Source organism: Bacteroidales bacterium, from assembly GCA_016709865.1.
Lineage (GTDB): Bacteria > Bacteroidota > Bacteroidia > Bacteroidales > VadinHA17 > LD21.
This window is the reverse complement of the sequence record JADJLX010000002.1, coordinates 26,826-45,536: the sequence shown is the minus strand read 5'-3', so window position 1 is coordinate 45,536 and position 18,711 is coordinate 26,826. Positions and strand designations below refer to the sequence as shown.

Here is an 18,711-nt window from a genome sequence, read left to right as displayed (position 1 = left end):
TGGCTGACAAGCAGGATTTGTCACGGTGCTGTTATTCTATTAACTGCTGTTGTAGTTTGGTTTGAAGCTATAACCGATTATTATTTTAAGTCTATTGCCAGTCCAAATTTCAAATCAATTGTTCTGAGAAAGCTCTTTTCTCCAATATATTTATTGCGAAATTGAGAAGCAAAAAAGTTCACTTTATTATATATTTTGATTTTCTCAACTAAGCCAATATCAACTCCTGTGTTCCAACTATTTCTTGATGTTCTAGTTGCTGTGTCAGTAAAAACATAATTTCTTGAGTCTTCATAAGTCGTTTTGGATCCAACGACGATTTGTAAATTGAAAAAATCTGACTTAACTACATCATAACCTAGATGAAGTGGAATATCAAAGTAGGTTCTACTTCTTTCTTCATAAAATGGTCCAGAATATCCAATTGGATCAGTAAACATAAAGCCATAACCATTTACGTTACCTGTTGAACGATATTGAAGTCCAAAATCAAAAGAAAATCGTCTAAGACTTAATAAAGATGTTTCAATTCCTACACCATAGGGAACTAAGCTATCATTTCTTTTAAAATGACCACCCCCAGGTGTCATCGATGAAACACTATATGAGATCTTGACATCATTAAAAACTGATATTTCTTTTGATATCTGACCTTTAACTAGAATAGGTAGAATAATTGTTATCCCTATTAATATTATTCTTTTCATAACATAAAATTTATTGATTTAGATCAATTGTATTTAAGTGAAACATCATTGGTCTCTCATTTAAATATCTCGCTTTCTACAAATTTACAAAGTATTTTGAATCTTGGATTCAATCCGGTCCTTGCCTTTTCGGTTAGCATTTGTGCGGTCTGTCAAAGGATATGTAACTGTCATACTATAAGTAAATTGTCCCGGTAGGAGCGGAACGCGCATAAATGCTAACGGCCGGCTGGTGTAGGTAGTAAGCGTTACCCGGCGCAGCAACCGTTACGTGTCCCGGCACTTTAGCCAGAAATTTCTCCCGGTTGCAAGACGGGTATGGCGCAATTTTTTCAAAGTCCCGGCGAAAGGAATAAGTGTCAAGAGTACATTTATTTGTCATGAGCCGGCATGCAGGAATTACAAGATGAGTGAAAACATTGGTTTACGATAAAATTCTCCCGGTGTAAAAAAATTGCGACAAGCTTATTACCCACACCAGACTTGTTAGCAAAAGTACGTAATGAGAGGTCCAGATGTAATTGTCATGCGACCAGAAAAAAAGTCCCGGTAGAATTGATAATTTCTCCAGATATAAAAGAACCCGATAATGTATGTGTCCTGCAAAGTGGGCAGAAGTTATCCTGTCAAGCAATAATAGCCTCAGAGCGTTAGCAAAAGTACGCCCCCTTGCAAATGACGTGTGAGATCTGTCACTGGTGAAAATTTGTCCATTTGCAAGGGGCGTAGCGAGGGCATAAAAAATTGGACGGCTTGTGTGTCGCGGTACAAACTATATTGAAAGTGTAATTAGTCAAGGTATTGTTATTTAATTAAGAGCAGTAGCGGGAGGCCAATTTTTTATAGAAGCGGGGGCTCTTCAATGAGGCTGGCGACGAGATTTGTCCCGATTGCAGTATTTGTCTAAAAAGTGAAAGCATCAAACGGACCGATGGAGCGTCGCGGCACAAATTATTATAGATGGCGAGTAGCATAATCGTCAAGGCAAATTTAAATTACGTGTAGCGCGCGAAGCCTCATGTCCGGGAGGCAGCGTATTTTTGCTAACGGCTCGGTGGTTAGGATTAGTTGCCGTCGGTGTCGGGGCTGGCGAGTTTTTTGCAGGTCCCGATAGATGGAACGGAGTTGTCCCGTCAAGGTAGATTTAAATAGTGTAGCTGCAAAAAACTTGACAGCTTGTGCGTCAGCCGGCAGGCCCATAGACCTTGTCACGGTAGCAGGAGTGGTCAAGGTACAGAAAGTATAATAAGTGGCTTTAAACTTGCTCTTAAAGACTTTGGGGCTGATTACGGAACTGTCCAGCCTGCCGAAGGCAATTAAGCCTACCATCCGGGTTAGCTGCTGGGCTGAAATTAAAACTGTCCCGTTGCAGGTATTGTAACGGTTAATAATCAAATTTAAATCCCGATAAATAGAACGGATTTGTCACAATTTGCAAATTGACCAAATGGCGGAAAGTAACTCGTCCGAAATTTTAAAATATCCATATTATCTCTTAAAAAGTTGGAGTCATTGGATTTTTACGGTCTGGTATATGTAATAAGCGTTTTGGGAGTGTTTTCGAAATTGTCTTGGTTTGTAAAGCTTATTACATGTACCATGGAGTTAGCTGCTGGGCAAAGTTTTAAAATGAGTCCTGGCAAATTGACGAACCTACCTCTTTAACGCCCCTCATATTAGTAGCAGAGACGGGCTTGAAGGCTCTTTACGCAAACGCGAATATCAATTTGTAGTACGAATTTAATACTTGCGTAATGTGCCTGAAAGCGCAGGGAAGGTTCATTTAATAAGTCGAAAATTCAACATTAGTTCAGCAGCATATCCGGTTCTATCTACTAAATAACCAGCATAATCAAGACCCCCAACCCTATCTGTCTAATTAGCACCATGGCATTGGTGAGGATTTGGAAGTGTCTTTACCCATATCTGAACTGAGATTTTAATTAAATTCCACCTTCATTCTGCATAATCATCAGTATAAGTGAGAAAATAAGGAACAGCAATGAAAATAGCATATAGTAAACAACTTTTCTCCTTCCTTTTTTCCTGTCATCTTCACTCTCATTTATAAATTCGTTAGTGATTCTTTTATATTTTCCGTTAAAGACAAAAACAAAATAAAGTATTATAATGTACGGAATTCCGACTGAAACAAAAAAACTTGCTCTTGAAATCGAAGGGAACATAGTAAATGGATACACTACATTTAAAATTGATACGATGGAAAGCATATTTAAAAAGAACAACGTACCTAATCCAAGCATAGCCGTATATTCGGGAAGGTCATCCTGCCCGTTAATTCTTACAAACAACTTAAAAAGTTTGTAGTACAAATACTTAATAGAATGCCACATAAATATAGCTTTTATTATCTCATTGATAGACCAAGTATATCCCACATCATCGAATAGTCGCCCTGACTAATTCTATTTGCACCTTCTACGTTCATATTTACTCCATTTTGCCAGAAATTATCCAGGCCAATTGTCGCATCGATTAAAACCATTGGCCCAGCAATTATCATCCCGGGTATGCCTCCACAACATTATCATGTTAGAAGTAAAGGTAGTGAATTAAAATAGGCTTGGATGTAGTGAGATTAGACTGATATATAAATCGGTTATGATATATCTTGATTCAGGCAAAAGTGGAAAAAGTGAAAGTCCCGGCATACGGGCAGGGGTTGTTATGGTATAATAAAGTTGACCCGATGGCGGAGTCCGGGCAGGCAAAAAAGCATGTGTTTTACAGCGCCGGGATGGTTGCAGGGAAGGGCTGTAAAACTCTTGCGCGCGCGTCGGAAGTCCCGGTGTAATCAGGACTCGGGGCAAATTTGCCTTGCAGCTAACGGCTCGGTGGTATGGGGAGTTGCCGTCTGTGTCGGGGTTGGCATGTGTTTTTGCACAGTCCCGGTAGATGGGCAGGATTTGGATGTCACGATAAAATGGTCCAGATGAGTGTGTCCTGATAAGTGAGCAGGGTTTGTCACGATATGATAAAATTATCACGATGGTGATGCAAAAACCATGACAACGGCGCGAGGGCCAGCAGCCCAATTGTTAATCCCGGCAAAAAAGGAGCAGGGAAGGCGCCGAAATTTAAGTAGAGGGTAGAAGATTGTTATGTTGGTGAATTGAATCAAAAGAAAAAAGAGCGTTCGGGACACTAAATTACCGAGAGCTTTCGTAAGGTGGCCTTCGGGTCCCCGTACGGAAGCTGTCCGGGCTGCTGAAGGCAATTACCTATACCATCCGGGTTATAGTTAGTTGTAATTTTAAATCTGTCACGGGACTGCAAAACTGTCTCGCTATAAGAAATTGTATAGTTAATTGCAATTTTGAAACTGTCTGGGTAGATGTTACTAACTGGTCGGCAGAACCTATTTCTTTTTAACCAATAATAGTCCAAAGTAACCACCGTCTGTTGCATTATTAGTTAAACGAATAGAATCTTGGCTAAATATGGTAACAGTTAGAGATGATATTGACATCCGGTAGAATAATTGATCTATTGGATTTAATTCTTTTGCTTTGAATTGGATAGTTAAATTATCCGCTGATTGGTTTTCAATATCGATCTTCCCTTTTCCCACCACTATATCATTTTTAATCACCTTATATGAGTCATTTTTAATAATTTGAATCACATCACCTATTTTGTGAGGATCAGCAGAATAATCCATTCCTGCGCTTAATTGAGTAGGAGTCCAATCACCATAGAGAAAACTATACTGATCGTTAAAGGAAACTTTCTCACAACTTAGAGTGAGTAAAAATGTCAGAATAATTAAGGTCAACTTTTTCATGAGTTTGAGGTATCAGGGATGATTAACATGTGATATTTTGAACAAAATTTATGCCAAATCAAAAAAACAAGATGCTGAATATCAATTAATCCTTATGAATTCAGCGAAACTGTCTTGCAACAGATTCTGATATGTTTTTGCAAATCCTGGTAAATGTGTAGAATTCACGTCAAACAATATTTGTCAAGCTTTAAAATCCCAATAGATGGTTGCAAGTTTTCTAGTCCAGTCGAAGTAGTCAAGGTTACCAATCCCGGCGATGAAGTGGGATTTGTCAAGGTATTTGAAACTGGCCTTTTCTGTTATAGTTAGTTGCATAAAACTCTCTAACGTGCAGAAATTCAACAATTAACTATAACGGCTCGGTGGTATAGGGAGTTGCCGTCTGTGTCGGGGTTGGCATGTGTTTTTGCACAGTCCCGATAAGTGAGCAGGATTTGGATGTCACGATAAAATGGTCCAGATGAGTGTGTCCCGATAAGTGAGCAGGGTTTGTCACGGTATGATAGAATTATCACGATGGTGATGCAAAAACCATGACAACGGCGCGAAGGCCAGCAGCCCCATTGGATTTGTCACGGTAGCAGGATTAGTCACGATATACAAGACTTGATAAGTGGGTGTAAATTGCGATGATAGACATTGGGGTGATTACGAAGTGGTCCGGGCTGCTGAAGGCAATTACCTATACCATCCGGGTTATATTTAGGCCAGGAATTAAAGCTGTCATACGATAAGAAATTGTCACGGTAGTGTTAATTTTATAACAATGATGGAGTGGTCTATTTGTCCCAGTTATGAGTCCCGGCAAATGGCTCAAAGTACGTAAAAGTCGTGACAAATCTGTTTGCTTTATCGTACAAATTATAGGAATGTTAATCTCTTAGTGAAAATGATTTTTAAGAATTGTTTCCCAATCAAATATTTCAAAATTGTCAATTATGCGTCCATCAGGACCAATTAGAAAGCAAGTTCTGGAACAAATATCAGGTCTATATGTATTTCTAATCATTGGATTATCTGCTGCAATAACAAATCTACCTGAAATTTCTAAGTCTTTTATATTGTTCCTGAGCGCAATAGGCGAATCATCAATTCCGATAAATTCGAATTTGTTTTTAAAAGTCTCTGTCAAATCCATAAAGCATTTATAGCTGCTAATTTCAGACCAACAAGCAGAAACATTGATAAGTAACAGGTACTTTCCTCTATAATCATTAAGTGCGATTGAATCACCATCAATTGAATGACAATTAAAATCTGGTGCTATAAATCCAACCTGTGTTCCGATCTTGTTACTGACATCTTTTTCCTTAACCAGCGTGACCAATCTACCATCATTTGAAATGTCTGCCAGATAATAATAACTTTTGCTTAATCTAAGATATTCACCAGTTGTAGCAATATCACTATTATTTAATGAATCTTTTTTGAGCTCGTCTTTGGATAAAATCGCAATTAATGGATTCTCGAAACAAAATCGGAGAAATGGGAAACTATTAATAATGCCTATTTTGAATGAATGATTATCGTATGTAAAATCACACTCCAAATGATGTGCAACTGAATAAACTAGAATGTTGGAATTATCGACGCCAATGTTTATCCATCCGGAATCCTCGGCCATTTGGGTTCCATTGTAAATGTTGTATTTGCAAGGAATTAAATCAGACAGGGATTTATTATCAAATTTTCGGTAGGATCTTATTTTGTCATCTGTGAAATCTTTGTTGTTGTTTTCATCAACAATGAAAACATCTTCTCCAGCTTTCTTTCCACTTAATATGCAAATTGAATTTTCTTTAAGGGTAGGAATATTTAATGTATCAAATTTATTGGGATAATAATTTTTCAAAAATGTAGGCATGTAATCAGATTTATTCATTTTAATATTTCCAAACCAAGTTGGTTTAAAATCAATAAGTTCATAAGCAACTTTAATATCAGAAACATTATTGGGGTAAACTAATCTGAAACTCTTTTCCTCAATTGTGTCAACAAAATCGAGATTATAAGAGGCGGCATTAAATAATCCATAACCTTTAATCTTTTTAGTCGTAATAAATAAAGTATCGTAATCTGAATTAAAAACATTATGAACTTTTTTCTCTCTATTACAAGCAATTGTAATTAAAAGAATTAATGCAATAACTAAGGTTGTTTGTTTCATTCTGGGGTTTTACAATTTTTCTGAAACTAAGATATAAAATAAATCCATACTTGAGGAGTTATATTTAGGCCATTGAGGTGTAAGTGTCTCGCTATCACGTCGTACGATGGCTTAAATATAACGGCCCGCTGGTAGATTTAGTTGCCGTCTGTGTCGGGGTTGGCATGAGTTTTTGCACAGTCCCGATAGATGAGCAGGATTTTGGTGTCACGATAAAGTCGTCAAGATGAGTGTGTCCGATAAATGAGCAGGATTTGTCACGATATGCTAAAAAGTATCAAGATGATGATGCAAAAACCATGACAACAACGCGAAGGCCGGCAGCCCCATTGACATTGTCACGGTAGCAGGAATGGTCACGGTACTAATATTTTAATAAGTGATGACGAACTCTCTCTCATAGACTTTGGAACTGATTACTAGACTGTCCGGGCTGACGAAGGCAATTAAACCTACCAGCGTTGTTATAGTTAGTTGTAATTTTAAAACTATCACGGTACAACGAATTTGTCACGGTATACGAAAGTTGTCAAGGAATCAATCCCGGCAAAAAGATGGAGTTGTCTTGATAGGGTAATATTGTCTACTTTTGGGACAAATCTTTTATATTTAATTTAATATCTATCGCAACTTTAATAAATCCCATGAAGAATTGGTCATTACCAAAACAAATATTTAAAGGAGTTATTTCATATGCTAATCTGCTTTTTGGTTGATTTACCCTGATACCCCAAGCCAGATGACCACCATAATATAATTTAAAAAGATAATCTGATATGTTATTTCCTGCCTCTGGCCAACCACCAGTACCAAGTAGTCCACGAGTATAATTTATCAGTCCGCCCGCTACTACAAATAATGAAAATGGTTTATACTTGATAACGTCAAAATACCCATCGACTCCAAGAGATGTAATTCTGTAATATTGGTCTCTAGTATCAGTTATTCCAAAAGGGAAGAATCCTCCTGTCATGAAGTTTGGGTTAATTCTAAGTCTGTCATTAAGAACTGATTTCTGGTATCCGAATGAAACTAGAGTCCCCATACCCATTTCTTTGAGTCCTTCATTCATCCCGATACCAAGTCCAACTTTAAGGCTGTTATTGGAATATTCTTGACTCATCAAATCTGAGTTAATGCTTAGAAGAGTAGCAGTCAGTATAAGCAGGTATTTTTTCATTTTCAGTATAAAAGTTTTCTTAATTTGTAAAGTTTGTAAATGTAACTAATCCCGTTAGATGATAATGAACTGTCAAGTCATACGATATTTGTCCAGTTATAAGTCCTGATAGATGGATGCAAATTGTCCATCCAGATGAAGTTGTCAAGGTTACTAATCCCGGTTGAAGAGCAGGATTTGTCATGCAAGATCAGCCTCGGTTTTTTGTTATAGTTAGTTGCATAAAACTCTCTAACGTGCAGGATATCAACAATTAACTATAACGGCTCGGTGGTATGGGGAGTTGCCGTCTGTGTCGGGGTTGGCATGTGTTTTTGCACAGTCCCGATAAATGAGCAGAATTTGGATGTCACGATAAAGTGGTCCAGATGAGTGTGTACCGATAAGTCAGCAGCGTTTGTCACGGTATGATAAAATTGTCACGATGGTGATGCAAAAACCATGACAACGGCGGGTAGGCCGACAGCCCCATTGGCTTTGTCACGGTAGCAGGATTAGTCACGGTATAAAAACTTGATAAGTGGGTGTAAATTACGGTGATAGACATTGGGGTGATTACGAATTGGTCCGGGCTGGCGAAGGCAATTACCTATACCATCCGGGTTATGCTTAGGCCTGGCATTAAAACTCAATTATCAAGCAGGATTTGTCAAGATAAACGGTTTGAATATCATGTGAGATTTGGTTGAAGATATTATTTTGACTTTGAATTATATTGATATACCTCCTGATAATTGAGATTAAATTGGCCAGAGGTAAAATTCATAATTTCTCCTGTATTTGAATAAATTTTGTTTTTGAGTAGTTTTACCTTGAAAGTTCCAGAAATATTTCTATTAATTGTATCGAGGGAGATAATTTGAATTAAGTTGTCTGACGTTGTATCAATTACATAACTGTCAGTAAGTACATCTCCGCCAATAATATAGTTCCATGAAGAAGTAAATTTAGTGACAGTATTAGATTCTGAAATGTCAGAAATGTTGAATGTTAAGTTTAAACCCTCTTCCGAGTAATACTTAGAGTTTCTTTTTATCCCATTGATTAAAAATTTATTATCTGTCTTTGACAGATTGGACCAATTTGATGTGGAAATCCATTCCGTACCATCCTTCATCGCTTTAAATGAGGATATAGAATCATTATCAGATTTTTTACAAGAGAATATAAAGAAGATAGTAAGTAGGACTATCAGCAAATTTAATTTTTTCATAGTTCTGGTTTTCTTTTGTTAATAATTTCACAGCAAAAATTGTTCCAATCCAGCAATTTAAACGGGACTTTTGTCTAAGTCACGGTAGGGGAGCAGGATTTGTCATGATATACAAATTTGTCACGATAAACGGTCTCTCAGCGATTAAGAAATTGTCCATTTTTATGATGAAAATTTACTTCGAAACCGTTATGCTTAGGCCTTTTCTGTCAAGACGAATCTGTCCCGTAACGGCCTGAGGCTTAAGCATAACGGCCCGCTGGTATGGGCAGTAAGCGTTGGTGGCGCCGTCCGCCGATACGTGTCCTGGTACTTTAGGCAGGAATAGTCCCGGCGGGCAAGCCACCATGGCGCAATTTTTGCCAGTCCCGGCGAACGATATAGTTGTCCCGGATGCAGGATTTGTCCAGAGCCGGAAAAGAGTTGGCAGATGAGTGAGAAGTTAATCGTCAAGGCGAAATTGTCACGGTGGCGAGCAAAAATTGTGACAAGCTTATTGCCTATACCAGCGTTGTTAGCATTTGTGCTTATTTTAAAACTGTCACGGCGAAACGAATTTGTCACGATATCTAAAATTCTTCACACTTTTCAGTCCTGGCTAATAGGCAGGAGTTCTGCATAAAAGAAAGTGTCGAAAAATTAGAAATTGAAAAGTGTGTCGTACTTAACTTTTAAATTAGAAAGTTCTCCAATGATCCGATTCAAACTTTCTGGAAGTTCAGATTCATTGGGTTGGTAAATATATGTATCAATTTGCTTTTTATTTGTTTTAATGCTTAGAGTTGTAACTGCTAAATCAGTCGCTTTGTCTGGTCCAACTCCATATTTCTCATTAATATCGCTATTTAATAAATCGACTAAGTAGGGTTTAAGTTGTAATAAGTCAGGATTATTGATTGAATAGACGGAATGCCTTATAGATTCAGAAAAAGGACGTTTTGATTGAATATCCAATTCTCCAGTTTCGTTTAATTGTAAAAGATAAAAGTAGCTTGGCCATCCGCTCCCAATATTATAATTAAGCTCAAAACTCGAAATGTCATCAATGTCATATTTTTTCTCGCATGATGAGAATAGAAAAAACAATATAAGTGAAATAGGGATCGAGGCTTTCATATTATCGATTAATTGTCAAGCTAATATCTTGCAAAAATTATACCAAATATCATCTTCACTTAAGACGAATCTGCCTTTTCCGTTAGCATTTGTGCGATCTGTCATGGAAGAATAAACTGTCATGCTATAAATAATTTGTCCCGAAGCATTGGCCCCCGCATAAATGCTAACGGCCCGGCGGTTGCGGTAGTAAACGTTGGTGGCGCAGCCCGCCGAAGTGTCATGCGATACTTTAGCCGATAAACTGTCCCGGCGGCAAGCCACCATGGCGCAATTTTTGCCAGTCCCGGCGAACGAAATAGTTGTCCTGGATGAAGGATTTGTCCAGAGCCGGAAAAGTTTGGCAGATGAGTGAGAAGTTAACCGTTATGTTATAATTGTCAAGGTAGCGAGCAAAAATTGTGACAAGTTTATTACCCCAACCGTCCGTGTTATAGTGCGTTTATTTATTAAAACTGTCAACCAGCGATTAAATTGTCACGGTAGCAAGATTGGTCACGGTATCGAAATTTTATAATATCAAGAAACTTGTCACCGTCGCGCGAGGGCCGAATCCAGGTAAAAAGTAATTTTTTAATTAAGTAACAGAGTTTATTAATGGAGGCGCGCGGGCAAATGTCTGTCGTACGTTGTAAGGTCCCGATAAGTGTGAAGAATCAATCTTGTCATTTGGGAAGTACTCCTCTTACATTTCTTATTATTTTTACCCTTGAGGTCTTAGTATCCAATTGTAATTCATCAAATGAAATGCTATTATTAGGTTTAATATCAGTGTTTTTATATTTAAAAGACTCCATCTTCCCATTCTCATAATTAATTTGACTAATCCTTAAATCATGAGTAGCAGATTCTGCTATAAAAATATTATACTCTTCGTCATTTTCTTTAATGATGAAGATTGGGTCTTTGATAGTTAGAATTGTGTCGTTTATATACGCGCCTTTCCCTAGCTCTAAAGCAGTATATCCTTTTGGATTGCTTGAAGCAGGTTTAATATTACTCCCAAAAGTAAATTGGGATGGATCGATGTTATGTTTTTTAATTAATGGAAACCACCATTCATTTTCATACTTTGAGTCGGTTAGGAAAGACACGTTATTTTGACCAAAAGTAAATCCGGTCCCAAAACAAAGGAATAGAATGACAGTAACAGTTTTTCTACTGAAAGAAAAAAGTGAAGGTCTGAATTCAGTACTCATGATTGTGGGATTTAAATTTATGAACTATCTAAATTAAATACTAGGTATGTATTGTTAACGTATTAACAGCAACAATATTGCAAATGTCAATGTGATTATTAAGTCCAGATGCCTGATAGAAATTTGTCATTGTGATCTATTTATAAATTTGATGTCATAATACTCACAGCAAATCATTTCTGGTCCATGTTTAAGTTTGCAATGTCTTTCCGCGAGTTGAGTCCAAGTTTTGAATAGATCCTGTTAATATGAGTCTTTACGGTACTTAATTCTATGTTTAATGATTCGGAAATCTCTTTATTTGATTTACCGTCAATGAGAAGTGCAAATATTTTCCTCTGTTGCAAGCTTAAATCAGCTATTGGATTTGGATTTCTCTTAAGTTTCGTAACAGTCCATGATGTTAAAAATCCAAGAATGAAAACAATGCAAGAAATAGTTAAATAAAGCCAAATGTTCTTTTTTTCGGTGATTGGGATTTCTTTTCTGAATTCTACAAAATATGAAGATTGCTCATTTCTCCATTTAGATAAGTAGTCTTTATAAAACTGCTGATTTGTCGGGTAGTTTTGCTCAAATTTACTTTTATACAGGGCATATAAGGAAACCAGTGGATTTGAACATGTATCTGCAACCTGACGGAGCTTCTCAAATACAGAGCTTCTGATTAGACTTGTTTTGATAATAGATCCATTAAATTTTGTAGAATCAAGATAAGTGGCTATCGCATTAACCTGTTGAAGTATCTGATTCGGATAATAACCCTCGATTATAATACCCTTAATGATGTCAGAATCAATTGTGTCTCTTATTTGTACAAATGAGTGATTATTTGCAATCAGGAAAAAATGGTTTTCATCTTTGCCACCGATGATTAATGAAGCCGGAGGATCTGTTTTTTTTGAGAAGTGAAGTCTATATAAGTTGTCATTATCCGGAAAGAATTGCATGTTAAAAGTAAATTTCCCCGATGGATCTATATTAGCTTTTTCAACAATAATTTCGTTCGACATTGAGTACATGTCATTGAAGTTTGAAATAATCGAAAGATAAACTTCAGGTTTCCAAATTGCAGTGTCAATAATAATTTGACCTGAAATGCCGGATTGGGATCTGAGATTTTGACTAGTAAAGCTAATCAATAAGAGAATCAGGAATTTATATTTCATCATCCTTTCAAAATTTACTTTTTTATGGATGATTGATCAGAGTCAATATTCAATGAGCCTTTCACATTCTTGGGGATAACGATAATCTTCCAATCTCCTTTAATGGGAGACTCAACTAATTTTGAAATTTTTCCACTAACTGTCTCATTTTGGGTAGGGTTGTTTGTTTTACCAGTTGTTTTTAGAGAATTTTGACTTCCAACAGAATACTTGCCTTGTTCTTCACCGGTGGGGTCAAATACTTCAATTGTTAGCTCGCCTGAGAAAACGATTGATGAGATCATTAGTTTAAGAACATTGTTTGACTCAGTAACTTGAATTAGAATTTCAATTTTTTCATTCTCTCCATTGAAGCTAATCGACTTATGAAGGCTAAACTCAGTTCTGTCAATCTGGCCAGTCTGTTTCTTTTCTTGGGCGGAGACAGAATTTACAGTTAAGCATAGAATTAAGAGCGTGCCCGATAATGATTGAAGTAGATTTTTCATAGTACTAAATTTAAGATTAAAAACTTTATCGCAAATCTATTTCAAGAATTATTGCTGGCGTTTAAAATAAGGGTTGATAAATAGGTGACAAAGGGTTTAAATGAGATTGAACTACTCTCGGCATTCATGTTTATTGTAAGAATATTTCAGTCTTCGGAATTAAAAGCAGTAGATTTTAAGAAAATGTACGTCGGATGCAAAGTCATGGTGGATTATTGAAAAGTTATCAATTGAGTCAGAGTTGTCCAGATGACTGAGTCCCGATAAACGGCTCGGATTTGTCACGATATGATAAACTTGTCCAGATAAAAATGCAAAATCAATACTCAATAATCTAGATAGTCTATCTTGAAGAACTGTCTTTGATGCAGGATTTGTCACGTGGTACAATTTTAATTAAAAAAAGGATTTGGAGTTATAGTGCGTTTGTCGGGGTATACTTGAAATCTGTCACAGGTTGAAAATGCACTATAACGGCCGGCTGGTGTAGGTAGTAAGCGTTACCCGGCGCAGCAACCGTTACGTGTCCCGGAACTTTAGCTAGAAAATGGTCCCGGTTGCAAGACGGGTATGGCGCAATTTTTTCAAAGTCCCGGCGAAAGGAATAAGTGTCAATAGTACATTTATTTGTCATGAGCCGGCATGCAGGAATTAACAGATAAGTGAAGGTATTCGTTTACGATAAAATGGTCCCGGTAGAAAAAATTGCGACAAGCTTATTACCCACACCAGCCTTGTTAGCACAAGTAGTAGAATTAAAACTGTCACGGCAGGAGAAAGCTGTCATGGTAGTCTTAAATCCTGAAATAAGTGGCGAAACAGTCACCCCGGCAAGGTTTGGATAGGAGAGTGTCATACCTTAATCAAACAATGTAAGACTGGCCTGATTAGTCCGGATACATAAAATGGTCATGGTATCTTTACGCTGTGGATTTTAATTTTTTCAATTTTTGTAGAAAACCCCAATTAATCCTGAAACACAGATAAATCCAAGTCCTATTACAAGGCTATATTGCTTTAAGGGATTGTTTGGGAAAATATTAGTCAAGGAGATAATTAGAAGTATTAGACTTATGGTCCAGATAAGTGGAGCAGAAATCCAAAAAAGCTTTGCCATGGTCATAATGATTATTTTTTTAAAGGTAATGTATTTTGCATAGTTGCAGTCAAGTTATCAAAGCGGTACGGATTTGTCCGGTTAAAAATAGCTGTCTTGGGGAGTTAGCACAAGTAGTTTTAGCAGGAATTGTCCCGAATTGGCCGGCGGATAAAATTCTCCAGGTATACGAAATATGCGTTTCAGACGAAGTTGTCAAGGTGCAGAAGCGGGGCGATATTTCAGTCCAGATGACACGAAATATGATTGTCATGATAAACACAATAGATGGCGGCGGGAGGCCAATAACACCGAAGACTATTTGTGCTAACGGCAGGCGGTATGGTTAGTTGCCGTAATTCCGGATCTGGCGAGTTTTTTGCAGGTCCCGATAGAAGGCACAAAGTTGTCACGTCATGATAAAATTTAATAGTGTTGCTGCAAAAAACTCGACAGAAAGAAATTAGTCCCGGTAGGCCCATTGAATATTTAATCGTCATAACGGATTTGTCCGGCCTGCCGATAAAGGCAATTAACTATACCGACTTTGTTAGCACAAGTAGTAGAATTAAAACAGTCACGGTACCAGAATGTTGCCATGGTAGTCTTTAATCCTGAAATACGTGGCGAAGTAGTCACCCCGGCAAGATTTTAAAATGAGTTTGTCTCTTAAAGTGTTAGCAGTTTGCATATATTATTTTCAGATGACTTTAGGTTTAAGGTCCATCCATTATTGAAGAACTCAAATACAAGAATAAAGAATCCAATCGTAATTGAAATATCGGCCATATTCACTATTCCAGTTTGAAATAGCACAAAGTCAAAGTGTAAAAAATCTGTCACGGAGCCATATATTATTCTGTCATAGACATTTCCTAGTCCACCCCAATAACAAGACATATTCCGATGATTAATAGTTTGGAGAGATTATTACTAGTCAATAAATAATAGAGTGCATATCCAAGTACAATCAATGGTAGAATTATCATAAGGATTTTATAGATAATTCTTGGTAATTGATCTCCAAGACCTAGAAATGCTCCAGTATTTTCAACCTTTGTAATTGTTACAAAACTCCCTATTACACTTGTCCTGTGGTCATAGTCAATTGTTTGTCGGACAATAGATTTGGATATTTGATCGCATCCAACATTGGTTGCCAAAAGAATTAAAATCAATAAGTTTCTAACGATTTTTTTTACTCTCATATTTACTCAAGTTTAATCACAATCCTCAATCATCGTCTTGTTGTTATCATGATTATAAAGCTAGTCGTTTTTTCTTTTGATCGTGATAAGTCCGGATACATTAAACGATCATGATATATTCTGATCCAACAGATTTGTCCAGAATCGCGAAACTATCTTTAAGCTGTGGAAATTAATTTTTCAGTTTTTTGTAGAAAACCCCAATAAATCCTGAAACACAGATAAATCCAAGTCCAATTACAAGGCTATATTGCTTTAAGGGATTGTTTGGGAAAATATTAGTTAAGGAGATAATTAAAAGTATTAGACTTATGGTCCAGATAAGTGGAGCAGAAATCCAAAAAAGCTTTGTCATGGTCATAATGATTATTTTTTTAAAGGTAATGTATTTTGCATAGTTGCAGTCAAGTTATCAAAGCGGTACGGATTTGTCCGGTTAAAAATAGCTGTCTTGGGGAGTTAGCACAAGTAGTTTTAGCAGGAATTGTCCCGGATTGGCCGGCGGATAAATTTCTCAAGGTATACTAAATATGCATTTCAGACGAAGTTGTCAAGGTGCAGTTGCGGGGCGATATTCAGTCCAGATGACACGAAACCCGATTGTCATGATAAACCCAATAGATGAGGGCGGGAGGCCAATAACATGACAAACTATTTGTGCTAACGGCTCGGTGGTTGCGGTAGTAAGCGTTGGTGGCGCCGTCCGCCGTTACGTGTCCCAGTACTTTAGGTCGGATTTGTCCCGGCGGGCAAGCCACCATGGCGCAATTTTTGCCAGTCCCGGCGAACGATAAAGTTGTCACGATAAACGGATTTGTCAGGAGCCGGAAGAAACGAATTTGGAAGATAAGTGATAAATTATGTGTCACGATAAAATTGTCACGGTGGCGAGCAAAAATTGTGACAAGCTTATTACCCCAACCATCCGGGTTATGGGCAGTAGTTATTTTTGTCATAAATTATCCCCAAGTCCTTGAATGAGAGCAGTATTTGTCAAGGTAGAGAAGTACTGGAAGAAGATAAGTTTATGAAATTATTGTTGGCACTTGTAGAATAATTTCTCCAGTCATTACATCAGCGTAAACTTTGCAATACACTGGAGATGGAATGTTGAACATCCAAGTCAATCTTAATTCAATTTTCTTATCTGTCCTGATAGGCACAACTTTCAACTCTCCAGAGATATTATTTAAGTCCGGTTTGGTAATCGTCACATAGTATTTATCTCCTCCAATATTAGAATGAGTAACATCCTGTCCAACTAAATGTGTTTTGGCCTCACTTTCATTGAAATTGAATTTATCAGGTATATAAATCTCCGGGAACCAGTTCCCTTCACAAGTGACGAGTACTCCATTTGTCATTTTGATCACAACTTCAGTATTTAGCACTTCTGTATTATTAACTTTTTGATTGGATGTTACTACCACCCAATGAATTCCGCCAGACAAAGGATAGGCCTTTGCTATTACCAAGTCCTCAAGATTTTGGATACCTGTTTCCTCCTGATGTCCTGAAATAAAATTTTTTGCTAGCTGAGTAGATGTTTCCTCAGTCAACAAATCTGAATTGGCAGGCGGATTAGTATCTCTATAATCATTGGGCCAGTAGCAAAATCCAAACTGGTTTATTGATGTTTTTAGATACGGATAATTTGATTCTAGGGCTGCTCTCCTACTTAAAAGAATGTCGGTTGGAATCTCTAGATAAGTTGAAGGATAATCTGGATCAACATAAAGGTTTCCTCTTTCGCAACTTACTAGTATAAAAATAAATGGCAAAAATCTCAGGAGCTGTTTTGTCATGGTGGTGAAGATTTAATCGATAATTGTTATAAGTGTAAAGTTAGATAATTTGTTGTTAATTAGTTAACAGCAAAAAATGTTCCAATAATATGAGTCATAACATAATCCCGGCAGATGGCGAAAAATCAACCGTCAAGATAAAATGGTCACGATGGGAGAGTCCTGATAGATGAAACGAAATTGTCACGTCAATGATAATTGATCCAGATAGGCTGTTATAGGCTAGTTGCGCTGAGAGATAATTTGTCACGGGAAAACGAATCTGTCACGCTGACGAATTTGTCTAGGTAACTGTAACTGAATCAGCGCTATTGCCCATAACGGCTCGGCGGTTGCGGTAGTAAACGTTGGTGGCGCCGTCCGCCGTTACGTGTCCCGGTACTTTAGTTCGGATTAGTCCCGGCGGACAAGCCACCATGGCGCAATTTTTGCCAGTCCCGGCGAAAGATAAATTTGTCATGATAAACGGTTTTGTCCAGAGCCGGAAAGCACGAAATTGGCAGATGAGTGAAATCTAAGTGTCACGATAAAATTGTCAAGGTGAGGAGCAAAAATTGTGACAAGTTTATTACCCCAACCGACCGGGTTATAGTGCGTTTATTAATTAAAACTGTCCACCATTGATTAAATTGTCACGGTAGCAGGATTGGTCACGATAGTAGTATTGGTCACGGTACTAAAAATAAAATAAGTGAGTGAATATACCTGTACGGGCAAGGAAGTTAGAGGGCTACCAGTTCTGCGAGCTTGGCCGCTACGTTTGTCATTGACTCTTCTGCAGTGCTTAGGCCGCTTCGCGAGCCGAGCAATGGACTAACTTCACGGAGTTCTTCATACGTCGTGTTATGCACAATGGGAACGAGTAAATCACGAGCCAAGAGTGCCGAAAGTTCTTTGTCAGCTATTCCCTCACCTGCTAGGCGATTCAACAATGCAGGAGTCACCAGCACAATACCTACTCGTGACTTCGCAAGACCCTTATCGATTTCGCGGAGCAAGTTTGAACCGAGGAGGACGTCTTTTTCGCTGAACCATACTGAGACGCCACAAGACTCGAGAAGGTCGTACAGCTCCTTGGCGGCCCCTTTCCTGTCGTCCCACGCGTGGCAAAGAAAAAAGTCCCGAAGGTCAGGTACGGATGATCGCTTTTCGACGTTTGCTCGAACCGGGGTCAGTGTCCGCACTTCTGCTGGTGTGTAGAAAACAGACGAACCTGCTCGCGACCAACTCGGCTTTTCACTTCTGCTGGACCCGCCACCGATACTCCGGCCGCCCGAGCTGCTCCCCAACGAGGAGTAGGGCGTGGAGTAGGGTGAGTATGAACTGTAGCGACTATAGCGGCTGCCACATGCTGGGCAGGCTGCTCTTCCGCTAGCTGTGCGATGTCCATTTACTGGTGCTGTACATCTTGCCATGTCTATAACCTTTTTAAATTGTTAGATTAGATTGCTTTATGTAAATATACTAAAATTAAAATTTTAATGCGAAAAATAGGTATGTGTAATTGTGCTGTTTTTGCATAGTTCCGGCAGATGACCGAAAAGTTAAGTGTCAA

13 protein-coding genes and 1 pseudogene are annotated in these 18,711 nt (G+C 37.9%); all 14 read right to left on the bottom strand.

Going from position 1 to position 18,711, the window contains the following annotated elements; translation table 11 throughout:
- Positions 1-80 precede the first annotated feature (80 nt).
- Positions 81-707, bottom strand: coding sequence for a hypothetical protein (locus tag IPJ16_02165; GenBank protein MBK7626001.1), 627 nt, complete (start codon positions 705-707; stop codon positions 81-83).
- A gap of 1,943 nt (positions 708-2,650) precedes the next feature.
- A complete protein-coding gene (locus tag IPJ16_02160; protein MBK7626000.1) occupies positions 2,651-3,061 on the bottom strand; it encodes a hypothetical protein in 411 nt (136 codons plus the stop codon).
- 14 nt (positions 3,062-3,075) lie between these two features.
- Entirely contained in the window at positions 3,076-3,213 is a 138-nt protein-coding gene (locus IPJ16_02155; protein ID MBK7625999.1) for a hypothetical protein, read from the bottom strand.
- Between the two features lie 873 nt (positions 3,214-4,086).
- Positions 4,087-4,512 carry a hypothetical protein gene (locus IPJ16_02150; protein MBK7625998.1) on the bottom strand — a complete coding sequence of 142 codons (426 nt, stop codon included), beginning with the start codon at positions 4,510-4,512 and terminating at the stop codon, positions 4,087-4,089.
- 883 nt (positions 4,513-5,395) lie between these two features.
- Positions 5,396-6,682: a redoxin domain-containing protein gene (locus IPJ16_02145; GenBank protein ID MBK7625997.1), complete on the bottom strand. Its 1,287-nt coding sequence runs from the start codon at positions 6,680-6,682 to the stop codon at positions 5,396-5,398.
- A 583-nt stretch (positions 6,683-7,265) separates the two neighbouring features.
- Positions 7,266-7,862, bottom strand: a complete 597-nt coding sequence (locus tag IPJ16_02140; protein MBK7625996.1) for a hypothetical protein — start codon at positions 7,860-7,862, stop codon at positions 7,266-7,268.
- 694 nt (positions 7,863-8,556) lie between these two features.
- The gene (locus tag IPJ16_02135) at positions 8,557-9,075 is read right to left on the bottom strand and encodes a hypothetical protein (GenBank protein MBK7625995.1); all 519 of its coding nucleotides are present in this window, start codon (positions 9,073-9,075) and stop codon (positions 8,557-8,559) included.
- 639 nt (positions 9,076-9,714) lie between these two features.
- Entirely contained in the window at positions 9,715-10,191 is a 477-nt protein-coding gene (locus IPJ16_02130; GenBank protein MBK7625994.1) for a hypothetical protein, read from the bottom strand.
- Positions 10,192-10,856: 665 nt separating this feature from the next.
- On the bottom strand, positions 10,857-11,390 hold the full coding sequence (locus tag IPJ16_02125; protein MBK7625993.1) for a hypothetical protein: 534 nt from the start codon (positions 11,388-11,390) through the stop codon (positions 10,857-10,859).
- Positions 11,391-11,563: 173 nt separating this feature from the next.
- Complete coding sequence (locus IPJ16_02120) at positions 11,564-12,562, bottom strand: helix-turn-helix transcriptional regulator (GenBank protein MBK7625992.1); 999 nt, start codon at positions 12,560-12,562, stop codon at positions 11,564-11,566.
- An 11-nt stretch (positions 12,563-12,573) separates the two neighbouring features.
- Entirely contained in the window at positions 12,574-13,047 is a 474-nt protein-coding gene (locus IPJ16_02115; GenBank protein ID MBK7625991.1) for a hypothetical protein, read from the bottom strand.
- A 1,765-nt stretch (positions 13,048-14,812) separates the two neighbouring features.
- Positions 14,813-15,351: pseudogene (gene lspA / locus IPJ16_02110) on the bottom strand (signal peptidase II).
- Between the two features lie 1,025 nt (positions 15,352-16,376).
- A complete protein-coding gene (locus IPJ16_02105; protein MBK7625990.1) occupies positions 16,377-17,156 on the bottom strand; it encodes a hypothetical protein in 780 nt (259 codons plus the stop codon).
- A 722-nt stretch (positions 17,157-17,878) separates the two neighbouring features.
- On the bottom strand, positions 17,879-18,571 hold the full coding sequence (locus tag IPJ16_02100; protein ID MBK7625989.1) for a toll/interleukin-1 receptor domain-containing protein: 693 nt from the start codon (positions 18,569-18,571) through the stop codon (positions 17,879-17,881).
- Positions 18,572-18,711: the final 140 nt, after the last annotated feature.